Source organism: Halorubrum sp. Atlit-26R, assembly GCF_003666015.1.
Lineage (GTDB): Archaea > Halobacteriota > Halobacteria > Halobacteriales > Haloferacaceae > Halorubrum.
Genome location: NZ_QPLT01000002.1, coordinates 108,485 through 131,980, shown reverse-complemented (window position 1 = coordinate 131,980; position 23,496 = coordinate 108,485). Strand labels below are relative to the sequence as shown.

Here is a 23,496-nt window from a genome sequence, read left to right as displayed (position 1 = left end):
TCTCTCTGACAGCCGGCGGCGCAGCCGCCGGCGAGAGCGCGTGCGAGGGAGTCGCGACCGAAGGGAGCGACGAGGCTGGGGAGGTGTGAGGTGCGGTGCTGTGCGGGGCGGGACTCAAAGGGGCAGCCGGGAGGCGAGCGCAGGCGACGTAAGCACCGGAACGAGTGAGCAGAGCGAACGAGTGAGGAGCGCAGCGAGCGTGCGCTCGCCTCCCGGCTGGGGCTTTGGAGGTGTTCGCCGTCGATCCGTCAGCAGCTATTTATAAGTAAGCGGCTGGGGCTTTGGAGGCGGTCGTCGGCGATCTACGATGTATCGAATCGCACTCGACTCCCGGCGCTACTGCGTCGAAGACGTTTCGGCGCTCTGCTCGTCCCCGTCGCTCGCGGACTCGCTCTTCGTATCGCCGTCGAGTGTCACGGAGCCGTTGGCGGCGTTCCGGAGCGCGTCCGAGCGCCCGAACTCGCCGGGCGCGATGGCGAGCGTCCGGATCCCGTAGCCGTTCGCGGTCTCGACGACCGGCTTGAAATCCGTGTCGCGCGAGGCGATCGCGAGCGCCTCCATCCGCCCCTCGGCCGCGAACCGCGCGGCGTCGACCGCGAGCTTCACGTCCACGTCGCCGCTCGTGATCACGACCTCGAAGCCGCGGGCCTCCGCGGCCTGGATCAGCCCCGGCGTCGCGTGTTCGTCGAGGTAGAGCCGGGTCGTCACCAGCGGGCCCTCCGCCTCGCCGGCCCGCCGCACGTCGTCGAGGTCGACGTCGAACTCCTCGCGCAACACGTTCGGGCCGTCGACGAACAGCGCCACGCCGCCGGCGTCGACGTCCGTGACGCCGTCCGCGTCCGTCGCGTCGTCCGGTCCGACCTCGTCTTCCGGCCGGATCTCGCCATCCACGTTCGGCTCGCTCTCCGGCCCGTCGCCTCGGTCCATGGCCGGCCTTCGCCGTCGCCGGAGATAGGTATGGTGATTCCGCTCAACGGCGGGTCGCGGCGCCGCCCGATCGTTTCGGGACTCCAATACCTTATATCGATATTACGACTTCGGTCACGACCGTAGTGAATATACGGAGATTTGAAGTAGGGTGTCCAGCAATAACGGGATAAGATGTCACAATCGAACGCGTACACCGTCATTTCCGCACAGAACGATCACGATTGTACCACGGTACGTGCCCATCCGCGCAACGAGACGTACCACGTCGTCGAGTACGCCGACGAGGACGCCCGCGAGCGCGTCGCGGACCTGCCGGTGGGCTCGGTCGTGAAGATGGAGCTGTCGCGCGCCGGCCGCCGGAGCAACGTCTGGTGCGCCGAGTCGGTCAAGACCGCACAGACCGACGGCGGCGGCCGCCAGTAGGCGGCGATCCGGTTCCGCCGACCCCGCGCGAGTCGCTCACCCCGCGCGTCGATCGAACTCCCGCCTATCTACTGACCTCGCTGCGACCCGCAGCGGCGTCCGATTCCCGCCGTCGACGACAGGTATTTGCCGTCGATGACGGTACCACGAGGCGATGGTCGAGACGCTGCTCGCGGTCGGAGTCGTCGCCTCCGTGTTCGTCGGCTTCAACATCGGCGGCTCGTCGACCGGCATCGCGTGGGGGCCGCCCGTCGGGGCCGGGATCCTGAAAAAGACGACCGCGGCGGGCCTGATGACGGCCTTCGTCTTCCTCGGCGGCTGGACCGTCGGCCGAAACGTGATGGACACGCTGAGCGGCGAGATCATCACGACCGAGCTCTCGCTTTCGGCGGGCGTCGCCGTGCTCTTCTTCATCGGCTTCGGGATCCTCATCGCGAACGTCTTCGGCGTCCCGGTGCCGACCTCGATGACGACCGTCGGCGCGATCGCCGGGCTCGGGCTGGCGACCGACACGCTCAACTACGCCACGATCACGCGCATCGTCTCGTGGTGGATCGTGACGCCGATCATCGGGTTCTGGGTCGGCGTCGTGATCGGCCGGTACGTCTACCCCGCGGTGAACCGGCGGGTGCGGATCGAGAAGTCGCCCGGTCCGCTGCTCCGACTCGACCGCGACGGCGGCGTGCCGCGCCCCGCGCTCGGCCCGAACACGACGCGGTCGGAGCTGATCAGCACGGTTGTCGTCCTCGTCATCGGCTGTTACATGGCGTTCAGCGCCGGGGCGAGCAACGTCCCGAACGCCGCCGCGCCGCTGGTCAGCGGGGTCAGCGGCCTCCCGGACGACACCGCGATCGGGATCGCCACGCTCGCGATCGGCCTCGGCGGCTTCACGATAGCGCGCCGCACGATGGAGTCCGTCGGCGGGGAACTGAGCGACATCCCGCTGCTCGCCGCCCTGTTCGTGATGACGACGGCCTCGACGATCACGACCGTCCTCTCGTGGATCGGGATCCCGATCAGCCTCGTCATGGGCACCGTGATGACGATCGTCGGCCTCGGCTGGGGGCGCGCGACGCGACCGGTCACCGTCCGGCAGGCCGTCACCCGCGACACCGGCGAAAACGAGATCGTCACCGGCGCGATCACCGTCTCCGAGGACGCGGAGCGGCGGTCGGCCCCCATCGGCGAGGCGGAGCCGGAGGCCGTGTTGAACGCTGGAGACCTCTTCAACCCCCGAGCGGTGTTGAAGTACGTCTCGATGTGGATAATCGGCCCGTCGGTGTCGACCGCGCTGGCGTACGCGTTCTTCGTCCTCGTCCCGGGCGTCGCCTGACGACAGCAGTTAGGTGGGTGCGCGGCGTCAGGTCCCGTATGATCGACCGCATCCTCGTGCCGATGGACGACTCGGACCACGCCGAGCAGGCCCTCGCGTACGCGCTGGAGAACTACCCCGACGCCGACGTCACCGTGCTCCACGTCGTCGGCGCGCCGTCGATGATGATGGGCGAGGCCGCGTCGCTCGCGCTCGCGGACGACTTCGAGGCGGCGGCCGAGGAGCGCGCGGAGAGCGTCTTCGAGCGTGCCCGCGAACTGGCGAGCGACCACGACCGCGAGGTCGAGACGGTCGTCGGCGTGGGGCATCCCGCGCGGAACATCGTCGACCGGGCAGCGAAGTACGACACGGTCGTGATCGGCGCGCACGGGGCCGACCGGGGTCGCGCGACGCGCCGCTTCCTCGTCGGAAACGTGGCCGAAACCGTCTCGAAGCGCGCTCCCGTGCCGGTCGTGCTCGTCCGCTGACGGCGCCCACCGGTCGGCCCGCGCGGTCGACGACCGCGCGTGAGCCCGACCTCAGTCCCGCGTGAGCCGCGGGTTCGTCACCGCACCGTCCGCGGCGGAGGCGAAGTCGCGGCCGTACTTCGCGAGGATGCCGCCCTCGTAGGGCGGTTCGGGAGCCTCCCACGCCTCGCGGCGCGCCTCCAGTTCCTCGTCGGAGAGGTCCACCGTCAGGTCGCGTTCGGGGATGTCGACGGTGACGTGGTCGCCGTCCTCGACGAGCCCGATCGGGCCGCCGACCGCGGCCTCGGGCGCGACGTGGCCGATCATCGGGCCGCGGGTGGCGCCCGAGAAGCGGCCGTCGGTGAGCAGCGCCACGTCGTCCTCGTGGCCCGCGCCGACGACCGCGGCGGTGACGCCGAGCATCTCGCGCATCCCGGGACCGCCGCGCGGGCCCTCGTTGCGGATGACGATCACGTCGCCGGACTCGATCCCGCCCGACTGGACGTACTCCATCGCCGCCTCCTCGTTCTCGAACACGCGGGCGGGGCCCTCGTGGTAGAACTCGTCGTCGCCGGTCACCTTCAGCACCGAGCCGTCCGGCGCGAGGTTGCCGTCGAGGATCTTGATGGCGCCCTCCTCCTCCTTCGGGTCGTCGACGGTATAGAGGAAGTCGGCCTCGATCGCCGACTCGTCCGGAAGCTCGCCGCGCTCCTCGAGCTCCGCGATCTCCTCGGCGAGCGTCCGGCCCGTCACCGTCATCGCGTCGCCGTGGAGCAGGTCGGCCTCCAGCAGCCGGCGGAGGACGACCGGCACGCCGCCGACCTCGTGGAGGTCGTTCATCACGCGGCTCCCGCCGGGCTGAAGGTCCGCGATCTTCGGCGTGCGGCGCGAGATCTCGTCGAAGTCCTCGATCGAGAGGTCGACGTCCGCCTCGCCCGCGAGCGCGAGCAGGTGGAGGACGGCGTTCGTCGAGCCGCCCATCGCGGTCTGGACCGCGATCGCGTTCTCGAACGACTCGCGCGAGAGGATGTCGGAGGGCCGGCGGTCGTTCTCGATGCAGTCCATCGCCAGCTCGCCCGCGCGCTCGGCGACCGCGTAGCGTTCCTCGTCCTCGGCGGGCGGCGAGGCCGAGCCGAGCGGCGCTAACCCGAGCGCCTCCGAGAGCGACGCCATCGTGTTCGCCGTGAACATCCCGCCGCAGGAGCCCGCGCCGGGGCAGGCGTTACGCTCCAAGTCGTCGAGCTCGTCGGCGTCCATGTCGCCCTGCGCGTACGTCCCGACGCCCTCGAACACCTGGACGATCGTCACGTCGCGCCCGTCGTGTTGCCCGGGCATGATCGAGCCGCCGTAGAGGAAGACGCTCGGCAGGTCCGTCCGGATCGCGGCCATCATCATCCCGGGGAGGTTCTTGTCGCAGCCCGCGACCGTCACCAAGGCGTCCATCCGCTCGCCGAAGGAGACCAGTTCGACGGAGTCGGCGATGACCTCCCGCGAGATGAGGCTCGCCTTCATCCCCTCCGTCCCCATCGAGATGGCGTCGCTAATGGTGATCGTCCCGAACTCGATCGGCATCCCGCCGGCGGCGTCGATCCCGTCGAGCGCGGCGTCGGCCACGTCGTCGAGGTGGACGTTACACGGCGTGATGTCGGCCGCGGGGTTCGGCACGCCGATGATGGGGGAGGAGAGGTCCTCGTCGTCGAACCCCATCGCGCGGAACATCGCGCGGTGCGGGGCCTTGTCCGGTCCCTCGGTCACCTCGCGGCTCCGCAGTTCCTCGTCTTTCCCGCCGGCGAATCGGTCCGTGTCCTCCCGGCGACGACGCCGCTCGTCGTCGTCGGATTTCGGCTGCTGTTCGCTCATATTCGACCCTGTCGCTCGGGGGTCTTAAACGGCCGCGTCGGGGCGATGGTTGCTCGGCGGGGCGAACGGGTTCGGCTCCTCGAAGACGGCCGGACGCCCGACGCGACCTGCTCAGACCCGCGCCTTCAGCTCCACCCGATACCCGAACGGGTCCCTGACGTACACCGCGCCCGCCTCTCCGGTCGCGCCGAGCGGCGAGTCGAGCGTCTTCTCGACCTCGACGCCGGCCTCTTCGAGTTCGGCTTCGATCTCCTCGACCGACTCCTCGACGACGACCGCGACGTGGTCGTAGTTCGTCTTCGTCGGCCGCTCGAACCCGTCGGTCGGCCACAGGTGGATCACGGCGGTCGCCGAGAGCCGCACGTCGAAGAACGGCTTCTCGTCGGCCGCGTACAGCGCGTCCTCGATGCCGAAGCCGAGCGTCTCGCCGTAGAACTCGCGGGCGTCGTCGTCGCCGTCCTCTGGGATCCGGAGGTTGACGTGGTCGATGTGTCGCGCTCGCATGGGATCCGGTTCGGCGGCCGGGCGCAAAAGTCGTCCGGGGGCGGCACGACTGGCGTTTCCGAGCGTCGCCGGCGCTTCCGCCCGCGACGCCGGGGCGCAGTTTCGCGATCTGCGAACGCCCGGGGAGTACTTATCGGCGGAAATGTAAGTACCACACATGATCGTTCTCGACACTGCCGCCGTCACGCCGCTGATGGGCGGTATGGCCGGTTCGGGAATGGCGGGCGGGATGGGCGGCTGGATGTTCGCCGTTCCGCTCCTCGCGCTGCTCACCGTCGCGGCGCTGCTCGCCGTGGGCCTCGTCGGGATCAAACTCCTCGCGAGCGAGGCCGACGACGGCTCGGACGCGAGCGAGCCGGACGAGACGCCGGTCGAGCGCCTCCAGCGGCGATACGCGGCGGACGAACTCACGGAGGCGGAGTTCGAGCGAGCGCTGGAGCGCGAACTGGAGCGCGAGGAGACGGGCGGGACGGATACGGGGACGGCGGAGTCGGAACCGACCGAAGCGGCCGCCCGAGTTCGATAAGCCGGCGCGAATCCGAGGGAGTCGACTCAGGCGAACGCTTCGAGGATCCCCGCGCCGTCGACGCTTCGGCCGAGGTCCGGGAGCGTGGCGCGCTCGGGGTGGGGCATCAGCACCGCGACCGTCTCGCGCTCGCCGAGGACGCCCGCGACGTTGTCGGTCGAGCCGTTGGGGTTGGCGGCGTCGGTGACGTTCCCGTCGGCGTCGCAGTAGCGGAAGAGGACGCGGTCGTCGGCGACGAGGTCGGCGTGGGCGTCCTCGCCGATCTCGAAGCGCCCCTCGCCGTGGGCGATGGGGACCTCGATCACGTCGCCCTCGTCGTAGGCGGCGGTCCACGGCGTGTCCGCGCGCTCGACGCGCAGGTGGACCGGCTCGCACTGGAAGCGCGCGGAGGCGTTCGTGGTGAACGTGCCGGGCGTGAGCCCGGACTCCGATCCGATCTGCGCGCCGTTACAGATGCCGATCACGGGGACGCCGTCGTCGGCCGCGGCGCGAACCTCCTCCATGACCGGCGCGCGCGCGGCCATCGCGCCGGCGCGGAGGTAGTCGCCGTAGGAGAACCCGCCGGGGAGGACGATCCCGTCGGGGTCGGCCGGGAGCCCGTCCTCGTGCCAGACGCGCTCGGCGTCGACGCCGAGGTGATCGAGCGCGCGGACGGCGTCGCGGTCGCAGTTCGAGCCGCCGAACTGGACGACGGCGACCGTCACGCCGCCCACCTCGCGCGGGCGGCCGCAACGGCCGAATCGACGACCGTCATCGCTCCGCGACCGCCACGTCGTAGTCGTGGATCGTGGGGTTCGCGAGCAGCCGCTCGGCCATCTCGTCGGCGCGGGCGGCCGCCTCGTCGGCGTCGGCGGCGTCGAGGTCGACCTCGAAGCGGTCCGCCGAGCGGAGGTCGGACAGCTCGAACCCGAGCCGTTCGAGGGCCTGCTGGGTCGTCTCGGCCTCCGGGTCGAGGACGCCCCGCTTCAGCCGGACCGTCACCGTCGCCGTGTACGCGGTCATACCCGTTGGTGCGGAGTCGTGTGTAAAAACCGTTTTGGAACGCCGTTTATAGGCACGTTCGTGGATACAGATCGGTCGTTCGTGCGGGAGGCAGGGACCGCGCGGAACGAAAGGGGCAAACCCCTCCGGCTGTTGGGGGCGGTGTATGCAGCCGCTCGAACCCGCGGAGGTGATCGTCGCATGACCCGCGAACTGACCGAGATCACGGTCGTCGGAGGAGACAAGACCGGACTCATCGCGCGGGTCACCTCCCTGCTGTTCGAGCGGGGGATCAACATCGAGGACCTCGATCAGGCGGTCCGCGAGGGCGTCTTCCGGATGACGACCCGCGTCGACACCGCCGAGATGGAGACCTCCCGCGGCGAGCTCCGCCGCGCGCTCGCCGAGCTGGGCCGCGAGCTCGACGTCGACATCCAGGTGCGGTTCCCGAGCGACCGCGACGCGCGGCGCGTCGCGCTCCTCGTCACGAAGGAGACGCACGCGCCCGAGGCCCTGCTGGAGGCCGAGGCCAACGGGGAGCTGGCCGACGACGGCGCGGAGGCGGAGATACCGGTCGTCATCGGCAACCGCGGCGACCTCCGCTCGCTCGCGGAGCGCTACGACAAGCCGTTCTACGACGTGGGCGACGGCAACGGCAACACCGACGAGGGCCGCCTCCTCGACCTGCTCGCGGAGTACGACGTGGACCTCATCGCCCTGGCCCGCTACATGCGCATCCTCTCGCCGGAGGTCGTCTTCCGGTACGAGGGGCGGATCGTCAACGTCCACCCCTCGCTGCTCCCGGCGTTTCCCGGCGCGGAGGCGTACCGGCAGGCGAAGGACGCCGGCGTCCGCATCGCGGGCGTCACCGCCCACTACGTCACGACCGACCTCGACCAGGGACCGGTCATCGCCCAGCGCGCCTTCGACGTGCCGCCGGGCGCCGACGTCGACGAGATCAAGCGCCGCGGGCAACCCCTCGAGGCCGAGGTGCTGCTCGACGCGGTGCGGCTCCACCTCGCGGACGCCATCGCGGTCCACCGCGGCACCGTCCACGTGCGCGAGGACGCCGACGTCGACGCCCAGTTCGGGCTGAGCGAGGCCGCTATCGACGCGAACCCCGACGAACCCGTCGACGGCGAGCCGCTCGGTCGGTCCCCCGTGTCGCCCTCGGACGACTGAGGAGTCGCGGCAGCGTCGAGCCGTCCGGCCGACTCGCCTACCGAGACCGCCTCACCGGCTATTTTTAAACGGACGCGCACGTAACGGCTGGTCGATGGTCGAGCGTCGCCCGCGCACGGAGTTCCTCGCGGACACCGCCGCGGTCGTCCGCAGCGACGAACGGTTGGTCCTGCTGTTCCTGCTGTTGCTGTCGATCGCGGCGCTGGCGGTCTTCCTCCACTATACGACGCTGATCTTGGACGGGCTCCCCGATCCGCTCCCGACCGAGCCGATTCGGCCGTGATACGCCGTCTCAGGCCGGTCAGCGGTCCGCGGCCGGTTCGGCGTCGCGGTCTCCGGCGTCGCGGTCTCCGGCGTCGCGGTCACCGGACTCGTCGCTCCCGGCGCTCCGCGGCGCCTCGCCGATCTCCTCCATCACGCGGGCGTGGAACTCGCGGAGGACGGCCGACTCGTCGTCGGCGATGACGGTGTCGGAGTCGACGAGCGTCGCCAGCCCGAACGCGAGCGGACTCGGCGAGTCGACGACGCGGTGTTCGACCGCCAGGTCGCCCGTCGCTATCCGGCCGACCGCCTCGCGGATCCCGTCGACGTCCAGCCGGTCCTCTAAGAGTTCGCGGTACGTCTCCTCTAACACGGCGAACTCCGCTAAGTCGCCCGCGAACGACAGCAGCATCTCGGCGGACACCTGCTGTTCGGCGGCCGACTTCTCGTACCCCTTGTACCGCTTCAGGATGAGGAGCGCGCGCCCGGCGTCGATCCGGAAGTACCGCTGGAGCAGGTCCGTCCCCTGGACCGCCTCTCGGAGGTCCTCGCGGACGGTCTCCGGATCGAGGTCGGCCAAAATCTGTGCCACGTCGACCTTGCGGTTCAAGGGGAGCGCGAGCGAGAACCCGCGGTCCGCGACCGCCACCGCGACGTTGGCGTCGGTCCGGTTCGCGACCGCGGCCGCGACGAGCCGCGAGAGGCCGTCGTTGAACCGGCGGCCGTAGGTCGAGTGGACGTAGAAGCGACGCTTGTACTCGCTGCGGTCGAGCTCCTCCTCGACGACGAGGCGATCGGGCGTCGAGACCGAGTCCGGGCCCGCGTACCGGACCTGCTCGTCGTACATGCGGGCGAGCGCGCGGACCGCGTTCTCGTCGAGGGGGAACTCGCGGAGCCACGCGCGGACCGCGGCGGGACCGGCGTTCGGGTCGTCGGCGGCGGCGAGACGGTCGAGGAGTTCGGCCTGGAAGTCGAGGACTTCCCGCGCGAGGTCCGCGGAGAGCGGGAGGCGCTCGGCGAACCACGAGGGGACGGTCGGGCGCTCGCTCGTGCGGTCGACGTACACCTTCGAGCCGCGCCGGTAGCGGAACGCGAACCGCTCGCCGCCGAGGGCGAACACGTCGCCCGACTCCAGCGTGTCGAGGTACGACTCGTCGAGTGTGCCGACCCACTCGTCGTCGCGCGTGAACACGTCGCAGGTGAACGAGTCGGGGATCGTCCCCACGTTCGTCATGTAGATGACCCGCGCGAGCCGCCCGCGCTTCCCCACGAGCGTCTCGCCGACCGGGTACTCCGCGTGATGGTGCTCGCCGTCGGGCGGGTCGTTGGCGTCGCGCCACACCTTCGGGTAGACGTTCTTCTCTTCGAGCCCGTCGTAGTCGCCGGTGAGGTACCGCATGAGCCGCTCGTACGCCGCGTCGTCGAAGTCGCGATACGGGTGCGCCCGGCGGAGTATCTCCCGGACCTCCCGGTCCGGCCGGATCCGGTTTATCGCCATCCCGTACACGTGCTGGGCGGCGACGTCGTAGGCGCCCTCGGGCGGGAACACGCGGTCGACGAACCCGTCCTCGGCGCGCGCGAGCAGCGTCGCGCACTCGATCAGCTCGTCGCGGTCGAGCGCGAACACCCGGCCCTCAACGGTCTCGCCCGGGCTGTGACCCGCGCGGCCGACGCGCTGGAGCAGCGCCGCGACCGACTTCGGCGAGCCGACCTGGACGACCAGGTCGAGGTGCGGCATGTCGATGCCGAGCTCCAGGCTCGTCGAGGTGGTGACGACGTCGAGCTCGCCCGACTTCAGCCCCTCCTCGACGTGGGTGCGCTGCGCCTCGCCGAGGCTCCCGTGGTGACAGCCGGAGTCCGACTCGTCGTAATCGAACCGCTGTCGGAGTTCCTGAAGGGTGCGCTCGGCGCCCGACCGCGAGTTCGTGAACACGAGCGTGTTCTCGTGTGACTCGATCAGGTCGTGAAGCGACTCGTAGAACCGGTCGGTCACCGCCGACCGCGGCGTGTGGATCAGGTCGGCCGCGGGCGTCCGGAGTTCGAGGTCGAACTCGCGGGCGAACCGGGCGTCGACCACCTCGCAGGGGCGCGTCTCGAACCCGTCGACGGCGCCGACCTCGCCGGTGGCGCGCTCGCGGCCGACGAGGAACGAGGCGATGCCGTCGAGCGGCTCGACGGTCGCCGAGCAGCCGATCCGCGTGATGTCGCCGGGGTCGTGCGCCGCGGGGGCGTCTTCGGGAGCGTTCCGCGTCAACTCGGTCAGCCGCTCTAACGACACCGCGAGGTGCGTGCCGCGCTTGTTCGCGGCCAGCGAGTGGATCTCGTCGACGATCACGTACTCGACGGTTCGGAGCTTCTCCTTGAACTTCGGCGAGTTGAGCAGGATCGCCAGCGTCTCCGGCGTGGTGTTGAGGACGTGCGGCGTCTCCGAGAGCATCGCCTGCCGGTCCGCCTTCGAGGTGTCGCCGTGGCGGATCGCCTGCCTGACCTCGGGGTCGTAGGCGTCTTCAGCGTTGTCGGAGGCACCGGTGGCGTCCGCGTCGTCCCCGTTCCCCGCCGCGGCGGCGACCGCGTCGCCGATTCCTTCCAGCGGGGTCTCCAGATTCCGCTCGATGTCGTTCGCGAGCGACTTCAGCGGCGACACGTACAGGCAGTAGACGGAGTTCTCCAAGTCGCCGGCGCGGTCGCGCGCGAACAGGTCGTCGAGGACCGCGAGGAAGGAGGCGAGCGTCTTCCCGCTGCCCGTCGGCGCGGCGACGAGGCAGTTCTCCCCGGCGTCGACGTGGGGGATCGCCTCCCGCTGCGGCGGCGTGAAGAAGCCGCCGTTCTCGCCGACGTACCCGCCGAACCGCTCGACCCACCAGCGACGGACCGGCGGCGAGAGCCGAGCGAGAACGTCGGCGTCCGCGATCGGGACCGACGCCGGGTCGAACTCGGGATCCGCGACCGCACCGCGGTCGACCGCGTCGCGGAGGAGCGCCCGCGCGGCGGCCTCGTCGCTCCGGTCCGTGGTCTCGCTCACGACGTTCACGAGGGCTCGGGAAGGGAAATCGGTTGCGTCGATCCTCGTGAGGCGTTCGCGCAACCGACCCCCTTGTCCGTCGGTTCCGCGGAACTTCCCGCGACCGACCCCTTGTCCGTCGGTTCCGCGGATCCCCGCGCAACCGACCCGTTTATCCGGCGGCCATCCGTGGCGCAACACGCATGAGCGGCACCTCGCCGGAGCCCGACCGACGGATCGACCGGAACCTGTTCGTCACCGTCTCCGGCCCGCCGGGCTGCGGGGCCACGACGCTCGTCGAGGGGATAGCCGAGTCCCTCGACTGCGGCTACGTCTCCGGGGGCGAGCTGTTCCGCGAGATCGCCGCCGAGCGGGACATGAGCCTCTCGCAGCTCATCGCCGAGACCGGCGAGTCGGAGGAGATCGACCGCGCCCTCGACCAGCGGCTCCGCCGGATCGCGGAGAAGTGGGGCGCCGCGAACAAGGCGTTCGTGCTGGAGTCGCGGCTCGCGGGCTGGATCGCCGGCAACCGCGCGGACATCCGGATCTGGCTCGACGCCCCCGACGAGGTCCGGGCGGACCGCACGGCCGCCCGCGAGGAGATGACCTCGGAGATGCAGGTCCGCGAGGTGATCGAGGAGCAGCGGTACAAGTCCTACTACGGCATCGACCTGTCCGACCGCTCCATCTACGACCTGGTCATCAACACGGGTCGGTGGGACCCGGAGGCGACGCTCGATCTGGCGCTCACCGGGATCCAGGGGTACGACGTCGACGCCGACGAGGGCGCGTTCGACACGCCCGACTTCGATATCTGAGCGCCGCGTCCGGTCCGGGCCCGAACCGATTTATAAGCCTTCCACGCGCCGGAGCGCGCTCCGAACGTCGCCCGGCGTGGCGTACGGTCCGCCGCTCACTCGGTGGTCCGGCAGCAGCACCGGGATCGGGTTCTCGTCGAGCGCGCCGGTCACGGTCTCTAAGTCGTCAGGGTCGTCGGGATCGAAGCCGCCGAGCCGTGCGAGCCGGCTCACGGAGACCTCCTCGCCGTACGGCACGCTCCGGAGCGACTCCAACACCTCCCGCTGATCGGTCGGCACGGTGAGCCCGAGCGCCACCTCGGCGAACTCGTCTCGCTCGCCGCCGAGGTACGCGTCGATCCGGTCCAACAGGTCGTGGTCGCCGTCGGCGTCCCCCGGCGGTTCGGCGGGGAACGACACCGAGATGACGCGACCCCCCGCGAAACCTATCTGGACTGTCCGGTCGATGACGTCGAACCCGCGGGCGAAAACGCCGGACGTGCCCGATACGCTCATACGCTTCATTGGTAGGGTCGCTCACTTAAAAGGTCTCCCGCGAGACCGGTTCGCGCCGCCGACCGGGAGCTGAGCAGGTCGGTCCGGTCCCCCCGCAAGCCTTATGAACAGATACGTACATTAGTGTATAGTAATGGACGATCCAGACGAGCTGGCGCCGGCGGTCAGATCGATCCTGTCCGCCGCTCGGGAGCGCGCCGACGCGGCCGCGGGGGCCGGAGAGGCCGTCTCGGTCGCGCCGCGCGACCTCGAGGCCGCGTTCGAGCGGGTCGAGGCCGACGGGCGCGTCCCGGTGATCGCCGAGGTGAAGCCGACGAGCCCGACGACGGAGGGGAGCCGCGAGGACGACCCGGTCGCGCTCGCGGAGGGGATGGTCGCCGGCGGGGCGGCCGCGCTGAGCGTGCTCACGGAGCCGGAGCACTTCGGCGGGAGCGTCGACACGCTCCGGCGGGTGCGCGAGGCCGTCGACGTGCCGGTCCTCCGGAAGGACTTCGTCGTCGAGGAGTCGCAGCTCGACGCCGTCGAGAGCGACGTGGTCCTCCTGATCGCGCGGTTCGTCGGCGACGACCTCCCGGGCCTGCTCGCCGCCGCCCGCGACCGCGGCTTTCAGGTCCTCGTCGAGGTCCACGACCGGGAGGAGTTAGCGCGCGCGCTCGAAGTGGGCGCGACGACGATCGGCGTGAACAACCGCGACCTCGCGGAACTCGTCGTCGACCTCGGAACCTTCGAGTCCGTGGCGCCCCACGTCCCGGACGACGTCACGCTGATCGCCGAGAGCGGAATCGGGTCGCCGGCGGACGCCCGCCGGATGCGGGCGGCCGGCGCCGACGCCCTGCTCGTCGGCAGCGCGATCATGGACGGCGACGTGGAGGCGAACACTCGAGCACTGACGCGGGCGGAGGCGGACGAGGACGAAGACGCGGACCCGACACTCGACGACACGACTGACACCACGGAGACACCCACATGAGCGAGACCGAATCATCGACGAGCGAGGTTGGAGAGCTTTCGCGACGCCCCGGCCGCGAGCGCGGCCGCGACGACGGGAAGTTCGGCCGCTACGGCGGCCAGTACGTCCCCGAGGCGCTGATGCCGGCGATAGAGGAACTGGCGGACGCCTACCGGCGCTACGTCCTGAACAACGAGGACGGGTTCATGGACGAGTTCCGCGAGCGCCTCGCGGACTTCGGGGGGCGGCCGACGCCGCTCCAGCGCGCCGACCGGCTCTCGGAGCGCTACGACACGGAGGTGTACCTCAAGCGCGAGGACCTGCTCCACGGCGGCGCCCACAAGCTGAACAACGCGCTCGGGCAGGTCCTCCTCGCGAAGTACATGGGCAAGGAGCGGATCATCGCTGAGACCGGCGCCGGACAGCACGGCACCGCGACCGCGATGGCGGCCGCGCACCTCGACGTGCCCTGTACGATCTACATGGGCGAGCGCGACATCAACCGCCAGCGCCCCAACGTGTTCCGGATGAAGCTCAATGGCTCCGAGGTGAAACCGGTCACCACCGGGCGCGGCACGCTGAAGGAGGCCATCTCCGAGACGATGCGCGACTGGGCCGAGACGGTCGAGGACACCCACTACGTGATCGGCTCGATCGTCGGCCCGCACCCGTTCCCGGTGATGGTCCGCGACTTCCAGGCGGTCATAAGCGAGGAGGCCCGCGAGCAGGCGATCGAGAAGACCGGCGGGCTCCCGACGGACGTCGTCGCCTGCGCGGGCGGCGGGTCGAACACGATGGGCGCGTTCGCCGACTTCGTCGACGACGAGTCGGTCGCGCTCCGCGCGGTCGAGGCGGGCGGCTCCACGCTCGAAGTCGACGAGGAGGCGGGCGTCGCGCCCAACTCCGCGTCGCTGTACGCCGGCGAGGAGGGCGTCCTCCACGGCGCCCGGACGAAGCTCCTCCAGGACTCGGACGGGCAGATCATGGAGAGCCACTCCGTCTCCTCCGGGCTGGACTACGCCGGCGTCGGCCCGGAGCTGGCGTACCTCGTCGACGAGGGGCGCGTCGAGCCGGTCGCGGTCGACGACGACGCCGCCTTAGAGGGGTTCCACCGGCTCTCGAACACCGAGGGGATCATCCCCGCCTTGGAGACCGCCCACGCGTTCGGCTACCTCGAAGAGCACCACGAGGAGCTCGGCGAGCGCGTCGTCGTCAACGTCTCCGGGCGCGGCGACAAGGACCTCGACGCCGCCATCGAGGAGACGGACAAGCGCGACCTCCCGAACGCGCCGGACATGTCGATGTTCACGGGGGGGATCTGAATGGCGGACCGGAGCGCGGAGCCGGCGGCGGGCAACTCCGAGGCCGTCGCCGCCGCGTTCGCGGACGGCCCCGCCTACGTCCCGTACCTCGTCGTCGGCGACCCCGACTACGAGTCGTCGAAGGCGTACGTCGAGGCGCTCGACCGCGGCGGCGCCGACGTGATCGAGCTCGGGCTTCCCTTCTCCGAGCCCATCGCCGAGGGGTCGACGATACAGGAGGCGCTCGTCCGCTCGCTCGACGCGGGGATGACGCCGGAGCGCTTCTTCGCGTTCGCGGAGGAGGCGGAGGTCGACGCCGCGCTGGTGTGTATGACCTACTACAACCTCATTTACCAGTACGGCAGTGAGACCGGCCCCCGACCCTTTGTCGAGCGCGCCGCCGCGGCCGGGATTCAGGGGCTCGTCGTCCCGGACCTCCCGGCCGAGGAGGCGGACCCGCTGCGCGAGGCGTGCGACGAGTTCGGGCTCGACCTCGTCTTCATCGTCGCGCCGACGACGCGCGGCGACCGACTGGACCGCATGATGGGGAACGTCTCCGGGTACGTGTACGTCCAGGCGCGGCTGGGGACCACGGGCGCCCGCGACGACGTCTCCGACCAGACGACGGCGAGCCTCGACCGGCTCCGCGAGTACGACGTGCCGAAGGCGGTCGGGTTCGGAATCTCGTCGGGCGAGCACGCCGAGCGCATCGTCGCGGGGGGCGCCGACGGGATCATCGTCGGCTCGGCGCTCGTCGACGTGGTCGCCGAGGGCGTCGCGGAGGACCTGTCGACCGAAGATGTCGCCGACAGGCTGGAGGCGCTCTCCCGCGAACTGAAGGACGGAGCGGAGCGCGGCTACCGCTCGCGGACCGAACCGGTCGAGTCGGCCTGAGCCGCTCGCCCCGAAACGAACCAATACGTCCCCGAACGAAACCGACTTACCTTCGATTGCCACACTCTCACACAACGACCCACCCCACAATGACAGCAGGACTCTCGGCACGACTCGACCGTATCTCCACGAACGACCGATACCTCATCGTCCCGATGGACCACGGGATCACGATGGGCGCCGTCGAGGGGCTCGTCGACATCGAGTCGACGATCGACGGCGTCACGAGCGGCGGCGCGGACGCGGTGCTCACCCAGCGCGGGATCGCGCCCCGGGTCCACGAGAACAAGAACGACGCGGGCTACATCGTCCACCTCAACGGGTCGACCACGATCGGTCCCGACGAGAGCGACAAGCGCGTCACCGGCACCGCCGAGGACGCGGTCCGCGCGGGCGCCGACGCCGTCTCATTCCACATCAACGTCGGCTCCGACCACGAGCCGGACCAGATCGAGGAGCTGGCGGAGCTGACGGCCGACGCCGAGCGCCTCGGGCTCCCCGTCCTCGCGATGGCGTACGCGCGCGGTCCGGGCGTCGACGAGAGCGATCCGGAGGCCCTCGGGCACGCCGTCCGGCTCGCCGAGGAACTGGGCGCCGACGTGGTGAAGACGGGCTACTCCGGCGACGGCGACTCCTTCGAACGCGTGACGGAGTCGACCCGGCTCCCGGTCGTCATCGCCGGCGGCTCGAAGGGGACCGACCGCGAGACGGTCGAGATGGTCCGCGGCGCCATGGACGGCGACGCGGCGGGCGTGTCGATGGGGCGGTCGATCTTCCAGCACGACGACCCCGAGGGGATCGCCCGCGCCGTCTCCGCCGTGGTCCACGACGATGCGGCCGTCGAGGAGGCGCTCCGGGCGGGCGGATTCGTCGAAGCGTAGGTCGCTCTCCGGCTCCGCGTCAGCAGGCGACGCGCACTCGCTCCTCCGCCTCCGGTTCCCCGACCGGGCCGTCCGAGTCGACGGGCTGCTCGACGTGGAAGACGGTCACGGACTCCAGGTCGCGGTCCGACCGCTCGCAGGCGTACGACGCCACCGGCCGATACTGCGACTCGCCGGCGTTCTTCATTCTGAAGCCGAACTGGTGCCAGAGGGTGGACGGATACGTCTCCGCCGCGTCCGGCGGCCGGTCGAACGTGACCGCGCCGCCGTCGCGCAAGTCGACCGTGCGGCCGGATTCGAGCGCACCCGCGACGACGTACCAGCCCGAGGCGTCCGGGGGGTTCGGCGCGAAGAACGACCAGCTCACCTCCGACAGCTGTCCGGTCGACTCCTGCGCGGGGAGGTCGACGAGCCCGACCCCCGCGGCCTGCCACCACACGAGCGCGAGGAAGAAGCCGACGAGCAGCGCTGCGGCTCCCGCCCTGATCCCGCGGCGGGTCCGCGACGGGATCGGGGACGGGGTCCGTGCGTCGGCCCCGCCGTCGCTCCGGTGCGGCCGATCGGTCCTTGCGAGCCCCGTGGACTCGGAGAGCCTCGACGCGACGGCCTCGAGGCGGTCCCACGCGCCGGGCGGGAGGAACAGGAGCAGGACCGAACTCATGACGAACGGGAACACCGCGAGCCGCATCGTCGCGGCCATGCCGAGGTGCGCGGAGACGAACGCGAGGACGAGTCCGGTCCTGCGTCGCCCGGTCGCGACGACCAGCAGGGGGGAGACGGAGAGGAGCGCGATCCAGAGCCAGTTGATCGCGGTGAGGGCCGCGGTGTACTCCGAGACGAGCGGCCCCAGTCCGACGGTGAACTCGCTCAGCTGGAAGACCCGCGGGACTGCGGTTCCCGACATCCACGCCTCGCTCCGGTACTTCGAGACCGCGTTCGCCGCGTATATCGACACGAGCGTCAGGAGTGCGACGGCCGTGCCGAGCGAACAGATCCGCGGGTCACCGCCGTCTCCTCCCCCGGCGCTCGCACCTCCGTCAGCGTCGTTCGGCTCCCCGCGAACGCTCCGGCGGCCGGCACCGAGCGACCAGCGGGCGTCGAGCGGGAGGAAGAGGCTCAAGAACAGGAACGCGACGAGCACCGTGTTCCCGCCGTTGAGCACGTACGGGTTCCGCGCGTACAGCGACGCGAAGAGGAGGACCGAGAGGCCCGCCGACGCCCGCGTGCGATAGCCGACTAACAGGCAGACGGCGGCGACGGCGGCGACCGCGAGCAGCCCGGTCTGTACCCGCGCCGATCCGGACATCGCGTAGAGGGACGCGCGCTCCAACAGCGGGTAGACCTCGGCGAGCGTCGCGCGCGGGAGGACGCCGTCGTCCGTGTAGAACGTCCGCAGCGCCGGAAGCCGGTAGATCAGCAGGTCCGAGAGGAGCACCAGCGCCACCGCGATTCGGAACGCGCCGAGCGCCCGCGGGTCGATCCCGAGGTGGGGCCGGGCGCGTTCGCGGAGGGACTCGCGCGCCGCGGCGTACCGGGACCCCGCGTCCGAGAGGCGCTGGCTTGGTTGCGTCATGCGGGAGTGTGTGTCAGACGATACTATCTCACCGATAAGTGCTTTGTCGTCTGCCGGGCCGACGCCCGCAACGCACGACCCTTTCGCAGTTTTCAAGCCGGCGCGCCGTGAGCTTTCGACAATGACACGCACGGTCTGGGTCAAAGCCGACGGCGACGTCGGCGACTGGGAGGCGCGCAAGCGACGGGTCACGACGGCCATCGAGGCCGGCGCGGACTGGGTGCTCGTCGACGAGGACGACGTCGGCCGCGTCCGCGAACTGGGCGACGTGAACGTGGCGGCGTTCCGCTCGGACGCCGACGTGATCGACGACGCCGAGAGCGACGTCGAGGCCGACGCGTACTTCGTCGGCAAGGGCGGCGAGGGCGACGGGACGGTCTCGATGCCGGACGACTTCTCCGGGTCGGCGGACCTGACCACGCTGCGCCGTCGCGACGACCGCGCGCAGGGGGCGTACGTCCGCGTCCTCGGCACCGAGTACGAGGAGTTCGCCGAGGCAGCGGCCGACGAGGCCGAGTTCACCGTGGTCATCGGCGAGGACTGGTCGATCATCCCCTTGGAGAACCTCATCGCGCGGGTCGGCGACGAGACGCACCTCGTCGCGGGTGCGACGACGGCCGCCGAGGCCCGGACGGCCTTCGAGACGCTGGAGATCGGCGCCGACGGCGTCCTCCTCGACACGGACTCCCCCGACGAGATCCGCGGCGCCGTCGAGGCCCGCGACGCGGCCGACCGCGAGACGCTCGACCTCCGGCACGCCGAGGTGACAGAGGTCGAGCAGACCGGGATGGCGGACCGCGTCTGTATCGACACGGGGTCGCTGATGGACGACAGCGAGGGAATGCTCGTCGGCTCGATGTCGCGGGGGCTCTTCTTCGTCCACGCCGAGACGGCGGAGTCGCCGTACGTCGCCTCGCGGCCGTTCCGCGTGAACGCCGGCGCGGTCCACGCGTACGTCCGCAACCCCGAGGGCGGCACGAACTACCTCGCCGAGCTGTCGAGCGGCGACGAGGTTCAGGTCGTCGACACCGACGGCCACACCCGCGAGGCGGTCGTGGGCCGGGTGAAGATCGAGAAGCGCCCGATGTTCCGGATCCAGGCGGAGATAGAGACGGAGGACGGGACCGACCGGATCGAAACGCTCATCCAGAACGCCGAGACCGTGAAGATCGCCACGAGCGAGGGGCGGAAGGCCGTCACCGACGTCGAGCCGGGCGACGAGGCGCTCGTCTACTACGAGGACGTGGCGCGCCACTTCGGCGAGGCCGTCGAGGAGAGCATCATCGAGAAGTAATCGGGGGTCTCGCGACCGGAAGGCGCTGTTGAACTTCTCTTTATAAACACCGACAGGCCCGAAACAGCCGATAGCTGAAGCGTGCTTCTTTATCGAGTGTGGGAGTGGGACTAGTGCGTCGTGAGTGATGCTATTTATAAAGAGAATCGCGGTGTTGCTGTCGGCTATTTATAAGTTATCGACGCCGTAGCGGTGAGGACTTCCAAAGCCCCAGCCGCGAGGCGGGCGCACGCTCGCTGTCGCCCGAAAATCGGAGATTTTCGGGATGACGAGAGAGCTTTGCTCTCTCGAACCACGTTCCTCAGTCGCTCGCGTTGCTCGCTCCCTGCGGTGCTTGCGTCGCCTGCGCCCGCCTCGCGGCTGCCCCTTTGAGTCCCGCCCCGCGCCGCACGGCACAGCACCTCACGCCTCCCCAGCCTCGCCGCTCGCTCCGCTCGCGGCGTCCCTCGCGGGCTGGCTCGCGGCCGCCGGTGGCGGCCGCTCGCAGGCGCGCCACCGCCTGTTATTTATAAGCGATCGCCGCCGTCGCTCAGGACTGTTTAAATACGACATCGCGGCCGTCGATCTGCGATACTCACTCCCGTTATCGCTCATCTCTTCCTCTGTACTGAGCGATCGAGAGCGTTAAACCACCCACTACGGGTACTCAACGGATTACTGGGGTGATGAGTACGTGGTCACCGCCGAGAACCGGCCGCGATCGTGTCGACCAGAACGCATTTCACGGAGACTCGGGATCCGGCGTCCATGGCCGTCGCTGACGAAGGTAGCCGTCACGTCGCTGAGTCGGGGTTCGTCGATCGAATTCGCCACCTCGCGGACGCCGCGAACCCGGCGTTCGCGGCCGGGAGCTTCCTCGTGCCGCTGGCCTTTCTCGCCGCGAGCCTCGCGCTCGCGAGCACCGAACTCCTCTTTTATACCCACGTCGCCGCCGGCGCGGTGTGGTTCGGGTTCGCGATCGTCTTCCCCGCGATCATCGGGCCGACGCTGGGCGGCCTCGACGAGGAGGCGTCGGCCGCGGTGACGGCGACGCTGGTGCCCAAGGCCGTCTTCTTCCTCGTCGGCTTCTCGCTGACGACGGTGCTCTCCGGGACCGTCCTCCTCACGCCGGACCTCGGGCTCGGCTACGGCTTCGGCGGGACGTGGTCGGGGCTCGCGCTCGGCCTCGGCTGGGGACTGTTCGCGTTCGGACTGGCGGTCCCGCACCGGCTCCAGCTCAGCGCGTACTACGAGACTCTGTCGCCGGACCCGGACGCCTCACGGCTCGAATCGATCGAGAAGAAGAACCTCGTCGTCGGGCTGTTCGAGGGCGCCGTGATGCTCGCGCTCATCGTCCTGATGACCGGGTTCCGGCTGGGCCTGTAACGGAGCGCGGGCGTCGCGCGACCGCGGTCGCAGAGTCTGAGACGCGACCAAACCGTTATCTCGCCCTCGGGAGTCGGTCCGGGCATGGTCGCGACGAAACCCCGCTCCTCATTCCGCGCTCGGTTCGGCGTCACCCTGCTGGCCGGCCTCCCCGGCATCGTCGCGCTCGTAGCGTACGTGTATCGCTCGACGCCGCCGGAGGCCGTCCCGGCCGGACTGACCCGGCCGCTCCTCGCTCTCCTCTCCGGTATCAGTCCGCTCCTGCTGCTCGCCGTCACGTGTCTGGTCGGCGCCTACGCGGCGCCGAAGGCCGGCCTTCGGTCGCACCTCCTCGACCGGGCGGGGGGCGGCGCGGGCGCGTGGAAGCGGCTCCGTCCCGAGGTCGGGCTCTCGATCGGGGTCGGCGTCGCCGGCAGCCTGCTCGTGATCGCGCTCGACGTCGCGCTGGCCCCGCTCGTCGCCCGCGATCTCCCCCAGTCGGCGATCGGAGCGGCGCGGCCGACGGTCGTCGACGTGCTCGCGTACGCCCCGGTCCGCTTCCTCTACGGCGGGGTCACGGAGGAACTCCTGTTGCGGTTCGGGCTCATGTCCGCGCTCGCGTTCGGCGGGTGGGTCCTCGTCGGTCGCCGCGGCGACGCGCCCGGCCCGAAGGTCATGTGGGTCGCAGTCGGCGTGTCGGCGGTGCTGTTCGGCGTCGGTCACCTGCCGGCGCTGGCGCAGGCGGTCGGACTGACGCCGGCGCTCGTCGCCCGGACGATCCTGTTGAACGCGGTCGCGGGCGTCGCGTTCGGCTGGCTCTACTGGCGCCGCAGCCTCGAAGCCGCGATGGTCGCGCACGCCGCGTTCCACGTGCCGCTGGTGGCGCTGTCGCTGGTTCAGGTTGCGCTGTAAAAAAGGGCGGTCCCGGGCTCAGATCCCGTACAGCTCGCCGTACTTCTCGTCGACGTAGTCGAGGAAGGCGTCCGCCGAGAAGTCCTCGCCGGTCGCGCGCACCACGAGCTCGTTCGTCTCGTAGCGGGAGCCGTGCCGGTGGACGTTCTCGCCGAGCCAGTCTTGGAGGTCGCCGAACTCGCCCTCGGCGATCTTCCCGTCGAGGTCGTCGATGTCGTCCTCCGCGGCCTCGAACAGCTGGGCGGCCATCACGGAGCCGAGCGAGTAGGTCGGGAAGTAGCCGAAGTTGCCGTGGCTCCAGTGGATGTCCTGGAGGCAGCCCTCGCTGTCGGTGTCGGGGCGGATTCCGAGGTACTCCTCGTACTTGTCGTTCCAGACCTCGGGCACGTCCTCGACGTCGAGGTCGCCGCGGATCAGGTCGCGCTCGATCTCGAACCGGATGACGATGTGGAGGTGGTAAGTCAGCTCGTCGGCCTCGACGCGGATGAGGTTATCCTCGTACACCTGGTTGAACGCCTCGTAGGCGTCCTGAACCGTCGCCTCCTCGGTCTGCGGGAAGTGCTCCTGGAAGACGGGGAGGAACTGCTCCCAGAACGCCTCGCTCCGCCCGACGTGGTTCTCCCAGAGGCGCGACTGCGACTCGTGGACCGAGAGGTCGCGCGACTCGCCGAGCGGCGTGCCGAACTGCTCCTGCGGCAGCCCGAGGTTGTACTGCGCGTGGCCGTACTCGTGGATCGTCGAGCCGACGGCGCCGAGCGGGTCCTCCTCGTCGAACCGGGTCGTCACGCGGCAGTCGAACTGGTTGCCCGAGGTGAACGGGTGCGAGGAGACGTCGAGCCGACCGCGGTCGAAGTCGTAGCCGACGAGCTCCAAGGCGTCTCGGGAGAGCGCCTCCTGCTCGTCCTCGGGGAAGGTCCCCTCGAAGGTGTCGACCGCGAGGTCGACGTCGGACTCGCGGATCTCGTCGATCATCGGGACGAGCGCCTCGCGGAGCTCCGTGAGGATCGACTCGGCGCGCTCCATCGAGAGGCACGGCTCGAACTCTTCGAAGAGGACCTCGTAGGGGTCGCGGTCGGGGTCGATGTGCTCGGCGTACTCCCGTTTCAGCTCGACGTGCTTCTCCAGGTAGGGCGCGAACTCGTCGAACTCGTCCTCGGCCTTCGCTTCCTCCCACGCCTGGAGCGCCTCGGAGCCCGTCTCGGAGATCTCCTCGACCAGCTCGACCGGGACGGCGTCGGCGCGCTCGTACTCGCGGCGGACCTCGCGGACGACCGCCGCCTGCTCGTCCGTGAGGTCGGCGCCGTCGAGCTCGTCGAGCAGCTCGCCCGTCTCGTCGGCGGTGACCATGTCGTGGTGGACCGAGGAGAGCGCCGAGAGCTGCTTCGATCGAGCGGGGGTACCGCCCTCGGGCATCATCACCTGCTGGTCCCAGCCGAGGACGCCGGAGGCGCTGCCGACCGCGTTCCACCGCTGGACGCGGTCGAGGAGGGCGTCGTAGGCGTCCGGTGCGTCGGCTGCGTCGTCTGGCGCGGCTTCCGTTGCCATGCGTCACGGATCGGCCGCGTCCGTTAAGAAGGGACCGAACCCG

The 23,496-nt window shown here is 70.3% G+C and carries 23 protein-coding genes; 14 read left to right on the top strand and 9 right to left on the bottom strand.

The annotated features are described in order from the left end of the window. Positions 1 to 336: 336 nt before the first annotated feature. The gene (locus tag DVK07_RS03095) at positions 337 to 927 is read right to left on the bottom strand and encodes an NYN domain-containing protein (protein WP_121595690.1); all 591 of its coding nucleotides are present in this window, start codon (positions 925 to 927) and stop codon (positions 337 to 339) included. A 174-nt stretch (positions 928 to 1,101) separates the two neighbouring features. On the opposite strand from DVK07_RS03095, the gene DVK07_RS03090 reads away from it, so the two are divergent. The 3 genes from DVK07_RS03090 to DVK07_RS03080 all read left to right on the top strand — a co-directional run bounded on the left by DVK07_RS03090 (position 1,102) and on the right by DVK07_RS03080 (position 3,153). After that, positions 1,102 to 1,353, top strand: coding sequence for a hypothetical protein (locus DVK07_RS03090; RefSeq protein ID WP_121595689.1), 252 nt, complete (start codon positions 1,102 to 1,104; stop codon positions 1,351 to 1,353). 154 nt (positions 1,354 to 1,507) lie between these two features. Then, entirely contained in the window at positions 1,508 to 2,686 is a 1,179-nt protein-coding gene (locus tag DVK07_RS03085; protein ID WP_121595688.1) for an inorganic phosphate transporter, read from the top strand. Positions 2,687 to 2,724: 38 nt separating this feature from the next. Then, positions 2,725 to 3,153, top strand: coding sequence for a universal stress protein (locus DVK07_RS03080; RefSeq protein ID WP_121595687.1), 429 nt, complete (start codon positions 2,725 to 2,727; stop codon positions 3,151 to 3,153). A gap of 51 nt (positions 3,154 to 3,204) precedes the next feature. On the opposite strand, the gene ilvD is transcribed toward DVK07_RS03080, so the two are convergent. Next, complete coding sequence (gene ilvD, locus DVK07_RS03075) at positions 3,205 to 4,992, bottom strand: dihydroxy-acid dehydratase (RefSeq protein WP_121595686.1); 1,788 nt, start codon at positions 4,990 to 4,992, stop codon at positions 3,205 to 3,207. Positions 4,993 to 5,103: 111 nt separating this feature from the next. Beyond that, positions 5,104 to 5,496: a VOC family protein gene (locus tag DVK07_RS03070; RefSeq protein WP_121595685.1), complete on the bottom strand. Its 393-nt coding sequence runs from the start codon at positions 5,494 to 5,496 to the stop codon at positions 5,104 to 5,106. A gap of 157 nt (positions 5,497 to 5,653) precedes the next feature. On the opposite strand from DVK07_RS03070, the gene DVK07_RS03065 reads away from it, so the two are divergent. Then, positions 5,654 to 6,022, top strand: coding sequence for an SHOCT domain-containing protein (locus DVK07_RS03065; RefSeq protein WP_121595684.1), 369 nt, complete (start codon positions 5,654 to 5,656; stop codon positions 6,020 to 6,022). A gap of 26 nt (positions 6,023 to 6,048) precedes the next feature. On the opposite strand, the gene purQ is transcribed toward DVK07_RS03065, so the two are convergent. Both purQ and purS read right to left on the bottom strand, forming a co-directional pair. Then, a complete protein-coding gene (purQ, locus tag DVK07_RS03060; RefSeq protein WP_121595917.1) occupies positions 6,049 to 6,726 on the bottom strand; it encodes a phosphoribosylformylglycinamidine synthase I in 678 nt (225 codons plus the stop codon). A 46-nt stretch (positions 6,727 to 6,772) separates the two neighbouring features. Continuing rightward, the gene (purS, locus tag DVK07_RS03055; RefSeq protein WP_008442483.1) at positions 6,773 to 7,024 is read right to left on the bottom strand and encodes a phosphoribosylformylglycinamidine synthase subunit PurS; all 252 of its coding nucleotides are present in this window, start codon (positions 7,022 to 7,024) and stop codon (positions 6,773 to 6,775) included. A 180-nt stretch (positions 7,025 to 7,204) separates the two neighbouring features. On the opposite strand from purS, the gene DVK07_RS03050 reads away from it, so the two are divergent. Continuing rightward, positions 7,205 to 8,185, top strand: a complete 981-nt coding sequence (locus DVK07_RS03050; RefSeq protein ID WP_121595683.1) for a formyltransferase family protein — start codon at positions 7,205 to 7,207, stop codon at positions 8,183 to 8,185. A 94-nt stretch (positions 8,186 to 8,279) separates the two neighbouring features. Further along, on the top strand, positions 8,280 to 8,468 hold the full coding sequence (locus tag DVK07_RS03045; protein ID WP_121595682.1) for a hypothetical protein: 189 nt from the start codon (positions 8,280 to 8,282) through the stop codon (positions 8,466 to 8,468). Positions 8,469 to 8,486: 18 nt separating this feature from the next. Here DVK07_RS03045 and DVK07_RS03040 read toward each other — a convergent pair whose 3' ends face one another. Then, positions 8,487 to 11,477 (bottom strand): ATP-dependent helicase, encoded by a 2,991-nt coding sequence (locus DVK07_RS03040; protein ID WP_121595681.1) that lies wholly within the window; start codon positions 11,475 to 11,477, stop codon positions 8,487 to 8,489. 173 nt (positions 11,478 to 11,650) lie between these two features. On the opposite strand from DVK07_RS03040, the gene cmk reads away from it, so the two are divergent. Next, the gene (gene cmk / locus DVK07_RS03035) at positions 11,651 to 12,265 is read left to right on the top strand and encodes a (d)CMP kinase (RefSeq protein ID WP_121595680.1); all 615 of its coding nucleotides are present in this window, start codon (positions 11,651 to 11,653) and stop codon (positions 12,263 to 12,265) included. Between the two features lie 30 nt (positions 12,266 to 12,295). On the opposite strand, the gene DVK07_RS03030 is transcribed toward cmk, so the two are convergent. Then, positions 12,296 to 12,760 (bottom strand): MGMT family protein, encoded by a 465-nt coding sequence (locus tag DVK07_RS03030; RefSeq protein ID WP_121595679.1) that lies wholly within the window; start codon positions 12,758 to 12,760, stop codon positions 12,296 to 12,298. A gap of 133 nt (positions 12,761 to 12,893) precedes the next feature. Between DVK07_RS03030 and trpC the strand changes: the two genes are divergently transcribed. The 4 genes from trpC to DVK07_RS03010 all read left to right on the top strand — a co-directional run bounded on the left by trpC (position 12,894) and on the right by DVK07_RS03010 (position 16,785). Beyond that, entirely contained in the window at positions 12,894 to 13,730 is an 837-nt protein-coding gene (gene trpC / locus DVK07_RS03025) for an indole-3-glycerol phosphate synthase (protein ID WP_121595678.1), read from the top strand. After that, positions 13,727 to 15,031 carry a tryptophan synthase subunit beta gene (gene trpB, locus DVK07_RS03020; protein WP_121595677.1) on the top strand — a complete coding sequence of 435 codons (1,305 nt, stop codon included), beginning with the start codon at positions 13,727 to 13,729 and terminating at the stop codon, positions 15,029 to 15,031. The genes trpC and trpB overlap by 4 nt, the downstream gene beginning before the upstream one ends. After that, positions 15,032 to 15,904, top strand: a complete 873-nt coding sequence (trpA, locus tag DVK07_RS03015) for a tryptophan synthase subunit alpha (protein WP_121595676.1) — start codon at positions 15,032 to 15,034, stop codon at positions 15,902 to 15,904. A gap of 89 nt (positions 15,905 to 15,993) precedes the next feature. Further along, positions 15,994 to 16,785, top strand: coding sequence for a 2-amino-3,7-dideoxy-D-threo-hept-6-ulosonate synthase (locus tag DVK07_RS03010; protein ID WP_004595802.1), 792 nt, complete (start codon positions 15,994 to 15,996; stop codon positions 16,783 to 16,785). Between the two features lie 19 nt (positions 16,786 to 16,804). On the opposite strand, the gene DVK07_RS03005 is transcribed toward DVK07_RS03010, so the two are convergent. Further along, a complete protein-coding gene (locus DVK07_RS03005) occupies positions 16,805 to 18,358 on the bottom strand; it encodes an HTTM domain-containing protein (RefSeq protein WP_121595675.1) in 1,554 nt (517 codons plus the stop codon). A 121-nt stretch (positions 18,359 to 18,479) separates the two neighbouring features. Between DVK07_RS03005 and DVK07_RS03000 the strand changes: the two genes are divergently transcribed. The 3 genes from DVK07_RS03000 (at position 18,480) to DVK07_RS02990 (ending at position 21,908) form a co-directional block, all read left to right on the top strand. Continuing rightward, the gene (locus DVK07_RS03000) at positions 18,480 to 19,652 is read left to right on the top strand and encodes a 3-dehydroquinate synthase II (RefSeq protein WP_121595674.1); all 1,173 of its coding nucleotides are present in this window, start codon (positions 18,480 to 18,482) and stop codon (positions 19,650 to 19,652) included. A 747-nt stretch (positions 19,653 to 20,399) separates the two neighbouring features. Beyond that, complete coding sequence (locus DVK07_RS02995) at positions 20,400 to 21,017, top strand: hypothetical protein (protein WP_121595673.1); 618 nt, start codon at positions 20,400 to 20,402, stop codon at positions 21,015 to 21,017. A gap of 84 nt (positions 21,018 to 21,101) precedes the next feature. Continuing rightward, entirely contained in the window at positions 21,102 to 21,908 is an 807-nt protein-coding gene (locus tag DVK07_RS02990; RefSeq protein WP_121595672.1) for a CPBP family intramembrane glutamic endopeptidase, read from the top strand. Between the two features lie 18 nt (positions 21,909 to 21,926). Here DVK07_RS02990 and DVK07_RS02985 read toward each other — a convergent pair whose 3' ends face one another. Next, entirely contained in the window at positions 21,927 to 23,453 is a 1,527-nt protein-coding gene (locus DVK07_RS02985; RefSeq protein ID WP_121595671.1) for a carboxypeptidase M32, read from the bottom strand. Positions 23,454 to 23,496 lie beyond the last annotated feature (43 nt).

Excerpts from the sequence above, each read along its gene's own strand:
- DVK07_RS03095 (WP_121595690.1), bottom strand. The coding sequence starts at position 927 with ATGGACCGAGGCGACGGGCCGGAGAGCGAGCCGAACGTGGATGGCGAG.
- DVK07_RS03090 (WP_121595689.1), top strand. The coding sequence starts at position 1,102 with ATGTCACAATCGAACGCGTACACCGTCATTTCCGCACAGAACGATCAC.
- DVK07_RS03085 (WP_121595688.1), top strand. The coding sequence starts at position 1,508 with ATGGTCGAGACGCTGCTCGCGGTCGGAGTCGTCGCCTCCGTGTTCGTC.
- DVK07_RS03080 (WP_121595687.1), top strand. The coding sequence starts at position 2,725 with ATGATCGACCGCATCCTCGTGCCGATGGACGACTCGGACCACGCCGAG.
- ilvD (WP_121595686.1), bottom strand. The coding sequence starts at position 4,992 with ATGAGCGAACAGCAGCCGAAATCCGACGACGACGAGCGGCGTCGTCGC.
- DVK07_RS03070 (WP_121595685.1), bottom strand. The coding sequence starts at position 5,496 with ATGCGAGCGCGACACATCGACCACGTCAACCTCCGGATCCCAGAGGAC.
- DVK07_RS03065 (WP_121595684.1), top strand. The coding sequence starts at position 5,654 with ATGATCGTTCTCGACACTGCCGCCGTCACGCCGCTGATGGGCGGTATG.
- purS (WP_008442483.1), bottom strand. The coding sequence starts at position 7,024 with ATGACCGCGTACACGGCGACGGTGACGGTCCGGCTGAAGCGGGGCGTC.
- DVK07_RS03050 (WP_121595683.1), top strand. The coding sequence starts at position 7,205 with ATGACCCGCGAACTGACCGAGATCACGGTCGTCGGAGGAGACAAGACC.
- DVK07_RS03045 (WP_121595682.1), top strand. The coding sequence starts at position 8,280 with ATGGTCGAGCGTCGCCCGCGCACGGAGTTCCTCGCGGACACCGCCGCG.
- cmk (WP_121595680.1), top strand. The coding sequence starts at position 11,651 with ATGAGCGGCACCTCGCCGGAGCCCGACCGACGGATCGACCGGAACCTG.
- DVK07_RS03030 (WP_121595679.1), bottom strand. The coding sequence starts at position 12,760 with ATGAGCGTATCGGGCACGTCCGGCGTTTTCGCCCGCGGGTTCGACGTC.
- trpC (WP_121595678.1), top strand. The coding sequence starts at position 12,894 with ATGGACGATCCAGACGAGCTGGCGCCGGCGGTCAGATCGATCCTGTCC.
- trpB (WP_121595677.1), top strand. The coding sequence starts at position 13,727 with ATGAGCGAGACCGAATCATCGACGAGCGAGGTTGGAGAGCTTTCGCGA.
- trpA (WP_121595676.1), top strand. The coding sequence starts at position 15,032 with ATGGCGGACCGGAGCGCGGAGCCGGCGGCGGGCAACTCCGAGGCCGTC.
- DVK07_RS03010 (WP_004595802.1), top strand. The coding sequence starts at position 15,994 with ATGACAGCAGGACTCTCGGCACGACTCGACCGTATCTCCACGAACGAC.
- DVK07_RS03005 (WP_121595675.1), bottom strand. The coding sequence starts at position 18,358 with ATGACGCAACCAAGCCAGCGCCTCTCGGACGCGGGGTCCCGGTACGCC.
- DVK07_RS03000 (WP_121595674.1), top strand. The coding sequence starts at position 18,480 with ATGACACGCACGGTCTGGGTCAAAGCCGACGGCGACGTCGGCGACTGG.
- DVK07_RS02995 (WP_121595673.1), top strand. The coding sequence starts at position 20,400 with ATGGCCGTCGCTGACGAAGGTAGCCGTCACGTCGCTGAGTCGGGGTTC.
- DVK07_RS02990 (WP_121595672.1), top strand. The coding sequence starts at position 21,102 with ATGGTCGCGACGAAACCCCGCTCCTCATTCCGCGCTCGGTTCGGCGTC.
- DVK07_RS02985 (WP_121595671.1), bottom strand. The coding sequence starts at position 23,453 with ATGGCAACGGAAGCCGCGCCAGACGACGCAGCCGACGCACCGGACGCC.